12 protein-coding genes are annotated in these 14,476 nt (G+C 62.0%); 3 read left to right on the plus strand and 9 right to left on the minus strand.

Annotation, left to right across the window (positions count from 1 at the left end; all coding sequences use genetic code 11):
• Positions 1-81: 81 nt before the first annotated feature.
• Positions 82-1,488 (minus strand): adenosylhomocysteinase, encoded by a 1,407-nt coding sequence (ahcY, locus tag GIW81_RS14200; protein ID WP_154740028.1) that lies wholly within the window; start codon positions 1,486-1,488, stop codon positions 82-84.
• Positions 1,489-1,704: 216 nt separating this feature from the next.
• On the opposite strand from ahcY, the gene GIW81_RS14205 reads away from it, so the two are divergent.
• Positions 1,705-2,646 carry an IS1595 family transposase gene (locus GIW81_RS14205; protein WP_154740029.1) on the plus strand — a complete coding sequence of 314 codons (942 nt, stop codon included), beginning with the start codon at positions 1,705-1,707 and terminating at the stop codon, positions 2,644-2,646.
• Positions 2,647-2,791: 145 nt separating this feature from the next.
• On the opposite strand, the gene GIW81_RS14210 is transcribed toward GIW81_RS14205, so the two are convergent.
• Positions 2,792-3,706: an Ntn hydrolase family protein gene (locus tag GIW81_RS14210; protein WP_154740030.1), complete on the minus strand. Its 915-nt coding sequence runs from the start codon at positions 3,704-3,706 to the stop codon at positions 2,792-2,794.
• Positions 3,707-4,007: 301 nt separating this feature from the next.
• Between GIW81_RS14210 and GIW81_RS14215 the strand changes: the two genes are divergently transcribed.
• Positions 4,008-5,471 (plus strand): TadE/TadG family type IV pilus assembly protein, encoded by a 1,464-nt coding sequence (locus GIW81_RS14215; protein WP_154740031.1) that lies wholly within the window; start codon positions 4,008-4,010, stop codon positions 5,469-5,471.
• Between the two features lie 83 nt (positions 5,472-5,554).
• On the opposite strand, the gene GIW81_RS14220 is transcribed toward GIW81_RS14215, so the two are convergent.
• The 5 genes from GIW81_RS14220 to GIW81_RS14240 form a co-directional block, all read right to left on the minus strand.
• Positions 5,555-5,860: an HPr family phosphocarrier protein gene (locus GIW81_RS14220; protein ID WP_154740032.1), complete on the minus strand. Its 306-nt coding sequence runs from the start codon at positions 5,858-5,860 to the stop codon at positions 5,555-5,557.
• A gap of 4 nt (positions 5,861-5,864) precedes the next feature.
• Positions 5,865-6,275: a PTS sugar transporter subunit IIA gene (locus GIW81_RS14225; protein WP_154740033.1), complete on the minus strand. Its 411-nt coding sequence runs from the start codon at positions 6,273-6,275 to the stop codon at positions 5,865-5,867.
• Positions 6,276-6,462: 187 nt separating this feature from the next.
• The gene (locus GIW81_RS14230; protein ID WP_324615043.1) at positions 6,463-6,921 is read right to left on the minus strand and encodes an HPr kinase/phosphorylase; all 459 of its coding nucleotides are present in this window, start codon (positions 6,919-6,921) and stop codon (positions 6,463-6,465) included.
• Positions 6,905-8,962 carry a stimulus-sensing domain-containing protein gene (locus GIW81_RS14235; protein WP_154740034.1) on the minus strand — a complete coding sequence of 686 codons (2,058 nt, stop codon included), beginning with the start codon at positions 8,960-8,962 and terminating at the stop codon, positions 6,905-6,907. Before GIW81_RS14235 ends, GIW81_RS14230 begins: the two co-directional genes overlap by 17 nt.
• A 14-nt stretch (positions 8,963-8,976) precedes the next feature.
• On the minus strand, positions 8,977-9,687 hold the full coding sequence (locus tag GIW81_RS14240; protein WP_154740772.1) for a response regulator transcription factor: 711 nt from the start codon (positions 9,685-9,687) through the stop codon (positions 8,977-8,979).
• Positions 9,688-9,826: 139 nt separating this feature from the next.
• Here GIW81_RS14240 and GIW81_RS14245 point away from each other — a divergent pair, with 139 nt between their 5' ends.
• On the plus strand, positions 9,827-10,582 hold the full coding sequence (locus tag GIW81_RS14245) for a HugZ family pyridoxamine 5'-phosphate oxidase (RefSeq protein ID WP_154740035.1): 756 nt from the start codon (positions 9,827-9,829) through the stop codon (positions 10,580-10,582).
• A gap of 222 nt (positions 10,583-10,804) precedes the next feature.
• Here the strand turns inward: GIW81_RS14245 and GIW81_RS14250 are convergent, their stop codons facing one another.
• Positions 10,805-11,962: a PepSY-associated TM helix domain-containing protein gene (locus GIW81_RS14250; protein WP_154740036.1), complete on the minus strand. Its 1,158-nt coding sequence runs from the start codon at positions 11,960-11,962 to the stop codon at positions 10,805-10,807.
• Position 11,963: 1 nt separating this feature from the next.
• Positions 11,964-14,231, minus strand: coding sequence for a TonB-dependent siderophore receptor (locus GIW81_RS14255; RefSeq protein ID WP_154740037.1), 2,268 nt, complete (start codon positions 14,229-14,231; stop codon positions 11,964-11,966).
• Positions 14,232-14,476: the final 245 nt, after the last annotated feature.

The following is a 14,476-nucleotide window of genomic DNA, read 5'->3' on the forward strand; positions in this document are numbered from 1 at the left end:
CGCGAAGTCACCAGGAAGCTGTCATCCCGGATGCCGCGCCCAAAGCAAGCGGCTATCCGGGACCCAGCATAAAGCGGTCGCTCAGTAGCGGTAGTGGTCCGCCTTGTAGGGGCCCTCGACTGGCACGCCGATGTAGTCGGCCTGATCGGGGCGCAGCTTGGTGAGCTTCACGCCGAGCTTGTCGAGGTGCAGCGCTGCGACCTTCTCGTCGAGCACCTTCGGCAGCGTATAGACCTTCTTCTCGTACTTGCCGGGGTTAGCCCACAGGTCGATCTGCGCCAGCGTCTGGTTCGAGAACGACGACGACATGACGAAGCTCGGGTGGCCCATGGCGTTGCCGAGGTTCACCAGGCGGCCTTCCGACAGCAGGATGATGCGGTTGCCGGACGGGAACTCGATCTCGTCGACCTGCGGCTTGATGTTGTTCCACTTGAGGTTCTTGAGGCCGGCGACCTGGATCTCGTTGTCGAAGTGGCCGATGTTGCAGACGATGGCCCGGTCCTTCATCTGCCGCATGTGCTCGACGGTGATGATGTCCTTGTTGCCGGTGGCGGTGACGTAGATGTCGGCGCGGCTGAACGCGTCCTCGATGGTCGCGACCTCGTAGCCTTCCATCGAAGCCTGCAGGGCGCAGATCGGATCGATCTCGGAGACGATGACGCGCGCGCCCGCCTGGCGCAGCGAAGCCGCCGAGCCCTTGCCCACGTCGCCGAAGCCGGCGACGAACGCGACCTTGCCGGCCAGCATCACGTCGGTGCCGCGGCGGATGGCGTCGACCAGCGATTCACGGCAGCCGTAGAGGTTGTCGAACTTCGACTTGGTGACGCTGTCGTTGACGTTGATGGCCGGGAACAGCAGCTTGCCCTGCTCGGCGAGCTTGTAGAGACGGTGCACGCCCGTGGTGGTTTCTTCCGACACGCCGCGGATGGACTTTGCCGCCTCGGCGAACCAGCCCTTGGGCTTCTCCTTCAGCAGCCGCTTGATGAGGGCAAAGAAGATGGTTTCTTCTTCGGACTCCGGCTTGTCGAGGAAGGCGGTGTCGCCCTGCTCGGCGCGCAGGCCGTGATGGATCAGCATGGTGGCGTCGCCACCATCGTCGAGGATCATGTTGGGGAAGCCGCCGCCGTGCCAGTCGAACAGGCGAGCGGTGAAGTCCCAGTACTCGACCAGGGTCTCACCCTTGTAGGCGAACACGGGCGTGCCGGCGGCAGCAATGGCCGCTGCGGCGTGATCCTGGGTCGAGAAGATGTTGCACGACACCCAGCGGACGTCGGCTCCGAGCGCCTTCAGCGTCTCGATCAGCACCGCGGTCTGGATGGTCATGTGCAGCGAGCCGGCGATGCGTGCGCCCTTGAGGGGCTGCTTGGGCCCGTACTCGGCACGGATGGCCATCAGGCCCGGCATCTCCGTTTCGGCGAGGTCGATTTCCTTGCGGCCCCATTCGGCGAGGCTGATGTCCTTGACCACGTAGTCCGTGGGCTTACCCATGAGGTCTCACTCCCTTGCGGATGGGCGCCAATGGCGGCGCGGGGCGCGGCGAGGGCCGCTTCATGCGCCCTTCTAGCGACCCCCGGGCGCCCTCGCAACAAGATATAAACAAGTCCTTATATGTTAGCCAGGGCTGCGGCAACGGCAATTATATACGAGCTTGACCCAATCGGCGAAACCGGCTAGTGTTCAGTGAGATAGCCGAGGGATCGCCCGATGACCGTCCGCCAGATCAACAGCCTCTACGACTTCTTCGAGGTGTTCCCCGACGAGCAGGCCGCCATCGACCATCTCCGGGGCATCCGCTGGAAGAACGGCGCCTTCTGCCCGTACTGCGGCTCCACCCGGGTGATGCACTTCTCGGACAAGAAGACCCACAAGTGCCACGACTGCCGCCAGCGGTTTTCCATCAAGGTCGGTACCATTTTCGAGGATACGAAATTGCCGCTGCGCAAGTGGTTCGCCGCCGTCTGGCTGATCACGTCGCACAAGAAGGGCATCGCCTCGACGCAGCTCGCCAAGGACCTCAAGATCACGCAGAAGTCGGCTTGGTTCGTCCTGCACCGCCTTCGCCACGCCGCTCGCACCCGGTCATTCAACCGCCCTTTAGAGGGTGAGGTCGAAGTCGACGAAAGCTACTTCGGTCCGAAAGAGAAGAACCGCACCAAGGCGAAGCGCGCCGCCGGTCAGGCGCCCAAGCCCATCGTGTTCGGCTTGCTGGAGCGCGGGGGCGAACTGCGCGCCAAGACCATCAAGGACCTCCAAGGCTGGCGCGTGCGCGGCCGGGTTCTCGACAACGTTAAGGACGGCGCCAACATCATGTCGGACGAGCACGCCAGCTATCAGCGGCTCAAGCCAACTTACAGCGTGCACAGCGTCAACCACTCGGCTGGTGAGTATGTGCGCGACTACTTCTGCCACACCAACGGCATCGAAGGCGCCTGGAGCCTATTCAAGCGTCAAGTATACGGTATCCATCATCACGTTTCGGCCAAGCACCTTGACGCCTACCTGGGCGAAATGTGCTACCGGTACAATCGCCGCGACATGGGCGAAGGTGACCGCGTCAATGACCTCCTGTCGCAAGTCGAAGGACGACTGACGTACAAGGCGCTGACGCATGACAAAGCGGAAATATCAGAAGCCACTTCGAATTGAGTTGCCATTCGACGAGGCGCTAGGCCGGTTTGCGACCACAGCTCCTTCAGAAGTTCCGGCGAAGCCCACGAGGAAGCGCCCGACCGTAGGTGACAAACCTACTAAGCCGCGGCAGAAGACCTAGCGCTGCGCTCCCGGTTTCCGGCTAACCCTTATCAGGCTTTTTTCCTTCGGGTTCGCCAGACTGGCTTTGGGACGAAGGAGACTTTGCGTCGCCTTGGTCTGACGGGTCGGGCGCTTTGCTTCTCGCGATGGATTCGACATAACTATCAACCTTGTCGATGATTGACTTTTGCAGCTTGGCTTCACCTGTCCGCATCCGGACGTACTCGTCCTTCAGCTTGGACTGTATGTCTAGTCGTACTTCATCAAATTTTCCGGGTTGTGAACCCAGTAGGAACAGATCGGTCTCCGCGCCCACCCCCGGAGCCGTCTCAGCTCGACGCTTGGCGATGTAGGTGTTCACAAGCGTCTCCGGCGCCGACACCATCCAGGAATGTCTCGACAGCATCAGATGTGACTCGGCGTGGCGCGCTCCAATGCCAATGGCCGCAAAACCGATAGCGTCGTGGCAGGTCGCAACACCCTCCTCGACCATGAATATACGAGGGCCGGAGTCATCCACTCCCGCTACGATGACGCTTACGTGGGGCACATCGAAGTTGATCAAATCCTCGGCGATACGTTCCACCAATCCTGAAGGCAGGGTTGACGCTCTCTGCAAGTACGTTTCGCTGGTCAGGCCCAGAGGCTGAAGAACCTTTGCTTCCGCGCGCTTCAGCTTCGCTGCGTTGCGATGCTTCACGTAGAGGTCAACAACGGTCTGCACAGGCAGCCACGTATCAAGGTCCTTTGTGAGAGCCGCCACCTCACGCCGAACCTCGCTTATGATCTCTCCCTGGAACGAGGCGTCGCCACTTTGCATCACTGCGATGGATGACGTTATGGCGATAGTCTTTGACGCGGTCGGCTCAAACTGGATGTCGCCCGAGGTGAGCATTCGATCAGACGCCATGATGATCATGCCCTCGTTGCAGACGGTCGCGATGCAAACGGTCACTGGTGCCCCCGCGGTGTGCTTGATCCTCTGACGCAGCAAGCTGCCCGGTCTGCGGGCACCGCGTCTCATAGCACAACCTCGTCCTGGGTCACTAACGTATATAATTGCCGCGGCAACGGGCCTGCGGCTGCCAGTCATTCCCCAAGTAAAGTCCAGAAAACCAGCGGCGTCGCAAAACAAACAGCTAAGTAACATTTTGTTAGGCAACAATAATAAATTTTAGCGCTTTTAAGAACTTTCAATATTCGGCCGACCCATATTGCCGAAAACACAAGAACGATGTTCGCAGGAGAGGCGAAAAATGCGCAGTTTCTTCGAGGGCCCGGTGCGTGCGTCGGCGCGTTGGGCGCGGTTCCGGCACGACCAGTCCGGGAACGTCGCCATCGTGATGGCGCTCATGGCCGTGACGATGATGCTTTGCATCGGCGCCGCGGTCGACCTGGGCCGCTGGCTGCATGCGCGCGACCAGACCGTATCGGCGGTCGACGCGGCCGTTCTCGCTGGCGGGCGCGCCCTGCAGATCAACAACAAGGACGAGGCCGCCGCCGTCGCCGCGGCCCAGAAGTACTATACCCAGAATGTCACCAGCCGCCTGCCCGTCGTCGACGACACGGTGAGCTTTGCCGTGGCGCCCGACGGCATGGGTTTGGTCGCCTCCGGCAGCGCCTACATCAAGACGCCGTTCCTGCAGTTCGCCTCTATCGACAAGCTGCCGCTCATCAGCCCCTCGCAGACGCAGTTCTCCAAGTCGCAGATCCAGGTCGGCGGCAACGGCGGCGAGAACATCGAGGTCGCGCTGATGCTCGACGTGACTGGCTCCATGTGCAACTCCGCGCCGGGCCGGACCCAGAAGGCTTGCACCAGCGGCCGCAAGATCGACGCAATGAAGAAGGCTGCGAAGGACCTCATCGGTATCGTCGTGTGGCAGGATCAGTCCAAGTTCACCTCGAAGATGTCGATCGTTCCCTTCTCTGACTCTGTGCGCCTGTCGACGTCTGCGGTGGGCAAAGCGTGGGGGGGGCCGACGCCTGATAAGACCGTCACCAAGACAACCGGCTCGGGCTGGAACGCGGCCACCTACTACTACAACCGCACCTCCAACTGCGTCGTCGAGCGCGGCGGCAGCAACAGGTACACGGATGTGGCTCCCAGCTCGGGCAAGTACTCTTTGCCGATCCGTTGGAGCGTCGATGCCAGCAAGAAGTCGCAGGTCGCAGACTGCACCCTCGACGCCGCAAGTGAGATCCTGCCGCTCACGAGCAACAAGGATACGCTGGTGGCCAAGGTCGACACTCTGACGGGCAAGGGCGGCACCGCCGGGCAGGTCGGTACGGCCTGGGCGTGGTACACGCTGTCCCCCAACTGGAGTTCTGTGTTGGGTGCGAGTTCGTCGCCGGCGGCCTACGGGACGAGCAATCTGCGCAAGATCGCCATCCTGATGACCGACGGCGAATACAACACTCAGTATGACGCCAACGGTATCAACACCAGCGATCCGGGCGCGGGCACCGCTGTCAACGGCTCATCTGCCACACAGGCGAAAGAGCTCTGCAAAGCGATGAAGAAAAAGGATGGGACGGGGGATCCCAACATCACGATCTACACGGTCGGTTTCGAGGTCGGCAACAACGCCAGCGCTCTCGACGTGCTGACGAGCTGCGCCACCGATCCGGGGAAGTACTACGACGCCAAAGACGAGGACGAGCTGCAACAAGCTTTCCGCGACATCGCGCTGAAGCTGTCGTCGCTCTACATCTCGAAGTAGGTCGGCAGCCCGGCAACGACATCAGAAGGGGAGCGCTGGGAAACGGCGCTCCCTTTTTTCATGCATCTTCGATGCAGCCTAAGTCATGCATCTTCGATGCAATCTTCGCCGAACCCATCCTCGACGAGCGCGATGAGCGCCTGCAGCGCCTCGGGTCCCTGCGGACCCGTTGCGGTCATGTGCAGCGTCGACCCGGGACCCGCGGCCAGCATCATCAACCCCATGATCGAGGTGCCCCCGACCTGATGCCCGTCGCGCGTCACCGTGACGATGGCGTCGTAGCTCTCGGCGCATTTGACGAACTTGGCGGAGGCGCGCGCGTGCAGGCCTTTGCGGTTGCGGATGGTGACCACCGCTTCGGGACGTGCACTGTCCTTGATCTCCGGCATACTTTTAAGTCGACCCTTCGCCGGACAGCTCCTGGCTGGCGACCTTGATGTACTTGCGGCCCGCCTCCCGCGCGCTGGCCACGGCCTCGGCGATGGGCATCTCGCTGCGCACGCTGGCGAGCTTGACGAGGATCGGCAGGTTGATCCCGGCGATGACCTCGACGTTGGCCTCGTCCATCGCCGAGATGGCGAGGTTGGAGGGCGTGCCGCCGAACATGTCGGTCAGCACGATGACGCCCTCGCCGGTGTCGGTCCGGTGAATCGCGTCGACGATCTGCCCGCGCCGCACGGAGGCATCGTCATCGGGACCGATGGAGACCGTCTCCAACTGCGCCTGCGGCCCCACCACGTGCTCGAGCGCCGAGCGGAACTCTTGCGCCAGCCCGCAATGCGTCACGATGACAAGTCCGATCATGTATTAGAGCCGATCTCGTCTTTTCCCTGCTCCACGACGGAGTGCGGGCTTGACCGTGGGGATCGCTACTGCGGCTTCGCCGGTATCTCCCGGAGGGGAGCCTCTTTGGCGGCGCGGCAGAATTTACAAGTGTTCGGCCCCGGCGCAAGTGGATTTGCTGTCATGAATCCTAGGGCTTGGCGCCCACCTACTGGGCCCTTGCCAGCGCCAGGAGCAGCTTTACCGGGGCTGAGGCCTCGAAGGGCGCCAGCCGCAAAACCGGGAGGCTGACACCAAGGAAGGCGCTCTGCGGCGGGGGATCGGGCAGGCGCTCTATCGCTTCCGCCTGGGCCAGCTCGACGACCAGCACCAGATCGGCACTCTCCACGCAGTGGATATCGAGGATACCCATGCCGCGAACCTCGAGCCGGTCGCGGATGGTTGCCGGGGCCGAGACGCGCAGCCGGCCGGCCTGTGGCGAAAGTATAACGCGATCGTCGGCCACCAGCCGTGCCGGTTCTGGCAATAGGGGCGAGGGCGCGAGTGCCAGGCACCGCAACGCCAGGTCGGACTTGCCGGATCCTGAAGGTCCGACGATTAGCGCCGCGCGGCCAGCCACGGCGATCGCGGTGCCGTGCGTCGTCAGCCCCTCAGGTGCGCCGGCCACCCGTCGTTCCTCCGCGTTGTGGCCCACCGGCAATCGGCAGCCGCACCGTGAAGCGTGAGCCGCTCGGCTTGGCGCCCGGCTGTTCGTCTCCGTCGTAGCGATTCTCGGCGATGATAGCGCCGCCGTGCGACAGGACGATCTCGCGCGAAATGCTGAGGCCCAGTCCCGAGTTCTTGCCGCGGCTGGTGTCGGTCGCCGGCCGGTCCGAATAGAAGCGGTCGAAGATGATCTCCAGCCGGTCTTCGGGAATGCCGGGGCCCTCGTCCTCGACGAGGATCTCGACGAACGGCGCCGCGACCCGCGAGGTGACCGTAACGGTGCCGCCGTCCGGCGAGAACGAGATCGCGTTGTCGATGAGGTTGGTCAGCACTTGGCCGAGCCGTCCCTCGTCGCCGGCGACATTGAAAGCTCCGTTGAATGGCTCTCCGGCAATGGCCAGCATTAAGACGCGGCTGTCGTCGCCGATGATGTCGCGGAAAATGGAGACCACGTTGCGCAGCATCGCCGTCACGTCGACCGGCCGCATCTCCTTGCGCGCCAGCTCGGCATCGAGGCGCGAAGCATTCGACACGTCGGTGATCAGCCGGTTCAGGCGTTTCAGCTCGCCCTGGATCTGCGCAACGAGATGCATGCGCTCTTCTTCCGTCTTGGCGTAGCCGAGCGATTCCGCCGTCGAGCGGGCAGCGGTGAGCGGGTTCTTCAACTCGTGCGCGACGTCGGCGGCAAACTTTTCGCTCGCCTCGATGCGACGGCACAGCGCCCCGGTCATTGCATGGAAGGCCGCGGCCATCTGCGCCACCTCGTCGTTGCGCCCGGAGTATTCCGGCAGCTGCGTGCGCTCCTCGATGTTGTGGCTCACGCGCTCGGCCGCGGCCGAGAGGCGCCGAATGGGTCCGGCGACCGTGCGTGCGAGGAGGAGCGAGGTCACGACCGTCGCGAGCAGCGCCACCGCCGCCAGCACGAGGATGACGATACGTTCTTCCCTGAGAATCTTGTCGATCTGGCCCGGCCGCGTCGACAAGAGCAGCACACCCTGCACCTCGTTGAAGCGCGTGATCGGCTGGGCGATAGACACGATCTGCTCACCCTTGCGGTTGAGCAGCAGCATGCTCTTCTCTTGCCCGTCGAGCGCCTCGCGCACTTCCTTGTAGACCATGCCGTTGCCGGTGCCGATCTCCTGGTAGACGGGTAGCGGCTCCTTGAAGAAGTAGCGCGTCAGACGCGTCCACATGTTCTGCGTCTGCGTCGAATCCTCGTCGTTGCCGGTAGGCTCGTTGCGCATCGCCTTCCAGCGCGCCAGCGTCTGCGCGGTGTCGACGATCAGCGTGCCGTCGCGGCCGTAGATGCGCGCGCGCGTGTTGGTCGGCTGGATGAGCTTGCGCAGGATCGGGGTCACATCCTCGGGATGGATGGACAGCTCGAGCGAGGCGAGCCCGTCGTCCGGGAAACGGTTCACGGCCGGCGGCGAGTCGGGAATGGCGTTGGGATCGATGACGATCTGCTCGCGCACCACCTTGGCGTTGGCGGCGATCGCGTCGGCGATGATCTTGCCCTGGGTTTTGAGCGCGTCGAGCTTGGCGTCGATCAGCCAGGTGTGGAACCAGCCGAGATAGAGGATGCCGCCGACGAGAATGAAGAACCCGATCAGGTTGGAGATCAGGATGCGGCGCAGCAGGCTTGCCGAGAAGAAACGGACCAGGGCCGAGCGCCCGATCCACGCCTGGATGGGCGCAAGCGCCTTGGGTGTCTCGGCGCCGTCGACGCGGGCGGCGGCATTTTGCGCGCCGAGTGCGATGGCGCCGGCCGTACGGCGCGCGGCGTGCGCCGTCTGCCGCGCCGCCGAACGAGCCGACGTCAGCCCGGCGGCGGCGGCCGTCCGCATGGACGTCGCAGCCGTGCCCGCTGTCTTCGTCGACGACGATGTCAGTCGCTTCGCCGATGCCGAAGCAGCAGACCGGATGTCGTTCGCGAAGCCCTTGAGCCCAGCGAGACCGTTCGACAGGCGTTGCTGCTCGGATCGCTCGGTGTCGTCGAGCGCCATCCTACCTCCGCGCCTCAAGCTTCCTTGAAGCGGTACCCGACGCCGTACAGAGTTTCAATGACGTCGAAGTTGTCGTCGACCTGCTTGAACTTCTTGCGCAGCCGCTTGATGTGGCTGTCGATGGTGCGGTCGTCGACGTAGACCTGGTCGTCGTAGGCGGCGTCCATCAGTGCGTCGCGCGTCTTGACGACGCCCGGGCGCGAGGCCAGCGCCTGCAGGATCAGGAACTCGGTGACGGTGAGCGTCACCGGCTTGTTGTCCCAATGGCAGTTGTGGCGCTCGGGATCGAGCTTGAGCTTGCCGCGCTCGAGGACGCGGGCGGCCTCGAGCTCGGGAGCGGCGCTCGGGTCCTTCGGCTGGAAGCGGCGGAGCACGGCTTTGACGCGTTCGACGACGAGGCGCTGCGAAAACGGTTTCGCGACGTAATCGTCGGCGCCCATCTTGAGACCGAACAGCTCGTCGATCTCCTCGTCCTTCGAAGTGAGGAAGATCACCGGCATGTCGGAGCGCTGGCGCACGCGGCGCAGAAGCTCCATTCCGTCCATGCGCGGCATCTTGATATCGAAGATGCCGAGATCGGCCGGGTCCTCGGCGAGGGCCTCGAGCGCCGACACGCCGTCGTTATACGTGCGCACCTTGTAGCCTTCGGCCTCGAGCGCCATGCGCAACGAGGTAAGAATGTTGCGCTCGTCGTCGACCAGCGCGATCGTGCTTTTTTCTTTCATCATGTCCCGACCCTGCGGCAGACTGGCACCCTGCCGCGCTTTATGGCTCCAAGGTGTATCAATTGTGGCGAAGCCAATTTCGTGATTTCTGTCTGAACGTTATCTGAATAGGTTGCCCGCCGGAAGCTTGGAGGACCGTATGTCTGTTGAAGAGGCAGCGAAACGCCCGAATATTTCGAGCGTTAAGGAAATCGCGGCCGAAGCCCGGACGATGGTGCGCGCGGCGCTGAAAGCGTCGCTCGGAACGCTTCTGCAGTCCTCTGGACATCCGTATGCGTCGCTATTGCTCACCGCGACCGAGCCCGATGGAAGCCCGGTATTCCTGATCTCCAAGCTGGCTTTGCACACGAAGAACCTCACCGGCGATGTGCGCGCGAGCCTGCTCGTCGACGCAACCGGCACCGACGCCGACCCGATGGCCGGAGCGCGAATCACGCTGATCGGCGAGGCGCGTCCAACGACGAGTGCGACCGCTCGTCGCCGCTTCCTCGCACGCCATCCGAACGCTGGTTACGCCGATTTTCCCGATTTCTCTTTTTATGCATTCGATATCACGAGCGCGCACTTCATCGGCGGCTTTGGCCGCATCCATGATCTGCCGCGCAGCGATCTCCTCATCGATACGAGCGGCGCCGAGGCGCTGATCGACAACGAGCCCGGCATCGTCGGCCACATGAACGAGGACCACGCCGACGCGATCGAGCTCTACGCGACGCGCCTGCTCGGTGGCGCACCGGGCGCGTGGCGCATGACTGGCATCGATCCGGAGGGCTGCGATCTCGTGCTCGGGGCGCGCGCATTGCGCTTGCCGTTCGCCGCGCGCATCACCAACGGCGAGGAGGCGCGCCGCGAGCTCGTCCGTCTCGTCGGCGAGGCCCGCGCCAAAGCCGCTTAGGCACGCCATCCGCCACTTGTCATCTTCGGGCCATGCCGGAGGCATGCCTTCAGCATGACCCCGAGGACCCAGCCATCAGCAATTTCAGGCGTCGACCTTAGTCCGCCGAAACGTGCGCAACGACGAGCGTCGGAGCAATCGTATGCATGGGTCCTCGGCCTAAAGCCGAGGATGACAGTGTAGGCAATCACGACTTGAAGTCGTCCAGCGTAAGCAGCGGCCTCAGCGTGAGGCCCGCAGTCCCCTCTTTATCCGCGCCCGACGTTTCTTGGACCAGATGAGGATGCCTGTAATAGACAGGATGGCAATTGCGACACCCATGACGCTGATGAAGATGCGACCTGCTAGACCACCGATCCGTCCCGAGTGCAGCGGGAACTGAAGTTGCAGGAATACGTCGCCACCGCTTCCGACACCAGGAAGTTGGGTGCCAAGCAGCCTTCCAGTCGACGCGTCGAACGCGGCCCACGCGAAGCCGAACATGAACGGCGATTTGTTCTCGAAGTCGACGAGATAAATTTTTGCCTCCCGGTCATAGTAGATACCGGTCGCGGCAAATCCTCGATCGACCAGCTCGCTGGTCTTTGCGCTGAGTTGAACGATTTCGTCGAACGAACGCTGCCCCAGCGACGGGTCAGCGGGTGCGCGTGCCTGATCGTACGGTGTCGGCGATAAGGTGGAGACTGCGCCCGTAATTGGGCGAACGATTTCATCGCCGAGGTTAAGATAGATGCTCGTGAACGCGAGAACACCGAGAACCAGCCAGGTCCACAACCCGGCTGCCCGATGCAGATCAAAGGTGATGCGGTAGCCGGAGGATCGCCACCTCACGTGCAGCGCAGTTCTCCATCGGCGCGCTGAAAAGACATGTCGCGGGGATGCAAGCGCGAGCGCCACAAAGCAATCGAAGAACCACAGAATGGCGACGCCGCCCATCAGCCAGTCTCCCCAGTGTCCGGGCATGCTGAGCCGCCTGTGGAGGTTGTAAAGAAACGGAATGGCCGCTCGTCGCTCAAGGCAGCATCCCCCATGTTCGCGACGTCCGAGAATCTGGCCGCTCGAAGGATCGACAAACACCTGATTGTACTCGAGGCCCGTCACCTCCGCTTTCGGCTCGACGAAGATTGCTGCTGATCGGCCGGGCTCGACGCTGATCTCTACAAAGGCGACGTGAATACGAGGATCAGTCGCTTCCACGCGCCGTACGAGTTCAGTGGTGGGGAGATCGAGACGCTCAAGTACATAGAAGAGGTCTGGATTCGCCCAAGCATCCAGCTCTTTGTGAAACGCAATGATGCTGCCGGTGAGGCCTGCCACGACAAGGAAAAGCGCGATGGTCAGGCCGAGATACCGATGTAGCGCAACCAGCGGCCCGTACATACTACCACTTGTAAGTGACGGAGCCGATCACAGATCGACGATTTCCGTAGTAGCAGCTGCCCTCCGAGTAGCAAACCGAGACGAATTCCTCATCGAAGACATTGTTTGCATTGATGGCGAACAGCATGTCCTGAAACTCGTAGCGAATGGCCGTGTCCCATAGCGTGTAAGATGGGACGTAGAAGGTGTTCAGCATGTCTCCCGGAGTATCGCCAACGTAGCGAACGCCAGCTCCAAAGCTCAACCCATCGAATGGTCCATTCTTAAACTCGTAGTTGCCCCAGAACGATGCCATATGGGCGGGAACGGTGGTCGGCCGCTTGCCGAGGTCAACGTCGTTGCTCTTCGTGACCTCAGCGTCGTTGTAGGTATACGTCGCGATGAAGGTGATCTCCTCGGTCAGATTGCCGAGGCCTTCGACCTCGATGCCCTTCGTTCGGATCTCGCCGGTTTGGATGAGAAAATCGATATCTACGGGGTCGGGCGTCAGCACGTTGCTGCGGGTCAGATCGAACGCCGCGAATGTGATCGAGGTTCGAGATCCAACGGGCTGATACTTGAGGCCTGCCTCGTACTGCACGCCGGTTTCGGGTTGAAATAGGCTTCCCAACCGATCGGTGCCGGATACCGGCGTAAACGACTCCGCATAGCTTACATAAGGCGCCAATCCCATCGGCGTGTCGTAGATCGCTCCAAGACGGTAGGTGACGGCATCGTCCTTCTGCTCGGTCGCCGTGTCGCCGATCTTGTCCCTCAGCCTGTCACTCGCCCAGTCTTTGCGCACGCCTCCAACAATGTTGAGGCTGTTCCACAGCTTCATCTGATCCTGGACATAGAGGCCCGTCTGATCCGCCGTCTCTTGATCGTCAAATAGCAGGTCGGGTGTGGTGACGGGTGCGCCGTAGACTGGATTGAAGATGTTCAACCCGTCGATGGCACCCTGGTACATGTTCGTCTTGAAGTACGCCTTCGAGTAATCAATGCCGGCGATGACGTCGTGCTTCATGAATCCGGCATCGAACTTATACTGGGCACGAGAGTCGACGGCGAAGCGCTCGGACTCTTGGAATCCCAACCTTGCGCGTCTCGCTATCGTTTGCTGGTCGGCTTGCAGACCGCGGTTTTGAATCTGATGCCGGTCGTAGCTAGAAGAGGCGAAGCGCGCGATCTGATGAAGGCTGAAGGCGTCTGTAACCTGAGTGTCGAAGATGTAGCCGGCCGTGTAACTCGTCCGCTCGAAATCCGACCAGGCTGGCTCGCCGGTAAACCGACTGACTGGAATCTTGCCGTTTGGGTTGAACAGCACTGTTCCCATGGCGGGTAGGCCATCGAGAAACGATGTATCGTCGCGCTGGAAGCTCGAGAGAAGCGTTAGCGTCGTGTCCCTCGAGTCGGACCGGAACGTCAGCGATGGCGCAAGATACACACGATCATCGGGCACGTAGTCGACCTGAGTATCGCTGTCACGTCCAAGGAAGGTCAGTCGATAGAGGACATTGTCCGTGTTGGAGGCACGACCGCTAAAATCGAACGCGGCTTGGTACCGGTCGAACGATCCTGCTTGGAACTGTACTTCGCGCAGATCAATGTCGGTCGGTCTCTTAGTAACTAGATTGACGATGCCTCCGGGCATCCCCTGCCCGTAGAGTACTGACGCCGGACCTTTCAGGACCTCTATCCTTTCCAGACCATACGGCTCGGTGACGCTATCGAAGCCGCGAAACATTTCGCGCAATCCGTCCCGATAGACCGACAGATAAGGCGTTGTGAACCCGCGAATAGAAAACGACTCTGTCGTCGTATCGGCCGTATCGCCAGCTTGAACACCAGCGGTGTACCGCAGCGCTTCGTTGAGATTCTGAACGTTGCGGTCGTCCATCTGCTGGCGCGTGACGACGGAAATCGCCTGCGGGATTTCGATGAGGGGAGTGTCGGTCTTGGTACCTGTCGCGGTGCGCGTCGCAACGAGCCCATCAACGGGGCCGTACGCCGTTTCGCCAGAGCCATCGGAGGGCATTTTCTGAGGCGGCGCAGGTTGCGGGCTTGCGACAGGCGCCGCAGCCACGGGGCTCTTTTTGGCAGATTGCTTTTTGGCTTTCTTCTTCGCCTGATCACCCTCAACGACAAGCGGCGGTAACTGACTGTTTTCGGGCGCCAGAGCTGGTGTCGGCGCAGCCGGGGTCTCGCCGGCTGTCTGTGCTAGGACGGCAGGACTGAATGGAAGGAAGACGGAGCACGCAACGACAACGAGAATACGCAACTGATACATGACGCCCTCACACGCAAGCGCCCCTTTCTATACTTTGCGAGTACAGGATCCGAGGCCCTTAAATCAATTTCGAGGCCATCGTGTCCAAAGAGACACTGCCACGCGCCCATCCAGCAGTCGCCGGAGCTCCGGTCGAAGTTCCAGGCGGACGTTCTTTCGCAATTTGCGCGTCCTTGACGACGCGACCGCTTGTGGCCGTAGCTGGCGTGCCGCGGGCTGGCGCTTTCTTCCGCTTCTGACCCTAA

Source organism: Hyphomicrobium album (genome assembly GCF_009708035.1).
Lineage (GTDB): Bacteria > Pseudomonadota > Alphaproteobacteria > Rhizobiales > Hyphomicrobiaceae > Hyphomicrobium_A > Hyphomicrobium_A album.

Coding starts and splice junctions, on each gene's coding strand:
- GIW81_RS14215 (WP_154740031.1), top strand. CDS start 4,008: ATGCGCAGTTTCTTCGAGGGCCCGGTGCGTGCGTCGGCGCGTTGGGCG.
- GIW81_RS14235 (WP_154740034.1), bottom strand. CDS start 8,962: ATGGCGCTCGACGACACCGAGCGATCCGAGCAGCAACGCCTGTCGAAC.
- GIW81_RS14205 (WP_154740029.1), top strand. CDS start 1,705: ATGACCGTCCGCCAGATCAACAGCCTCTACGACTTCTTCGAGGTGTTC.
- GIW81_RS14255 (WP_154740037.1), bottom strand. CDS start 14,231: ATGTATCAGTTGCGTATTCTCGTTGTCGTTGCGTGCTCCGTCTTCCTT.
- GIW81_RS14245 (WP_154740035.1), top strand. CDS start 9,827: ATGTCTGTTGAAGAGGCAGCGAAACGCCCGAATATTTCGAGCGTTAAG.
- ahcY (WP_154740028.1), bottom strand. CDS start 1,488: ATGGGTAAGCCCACGGACTACGTGGTCAAGGACATCAGCCTCGCCGAA.
- GIW81_RS14225 (WP_154740033.1), bottom strand. CDS start 6,275: ATGATCGGACTTGTCATCGTGACGCATTGCGGGCTGGCGCAAGAGTTC.
- GIW81_RS14240 (WP_154740772.1), bottom strand. CDS start 9,687: ATGAAAGAAAAAAGCACGATCGCGCTGGTCGACGACGAGCGCAACATT.
- GIW81_RS14250 (WP_154740036.1), bottom strand. CDS start 11,962: ATGTACGGGCCGCTGGTTGCGCTACATCGGTATCTCGGCCTGACCATC.
- GIW81_RS14220 (WP_154740032.1), bottom strand. CDS start 5,860: ATGCCGGAGATCAAGGACAGTGCACGTCCCGAAGCGGTGGTCACCATC.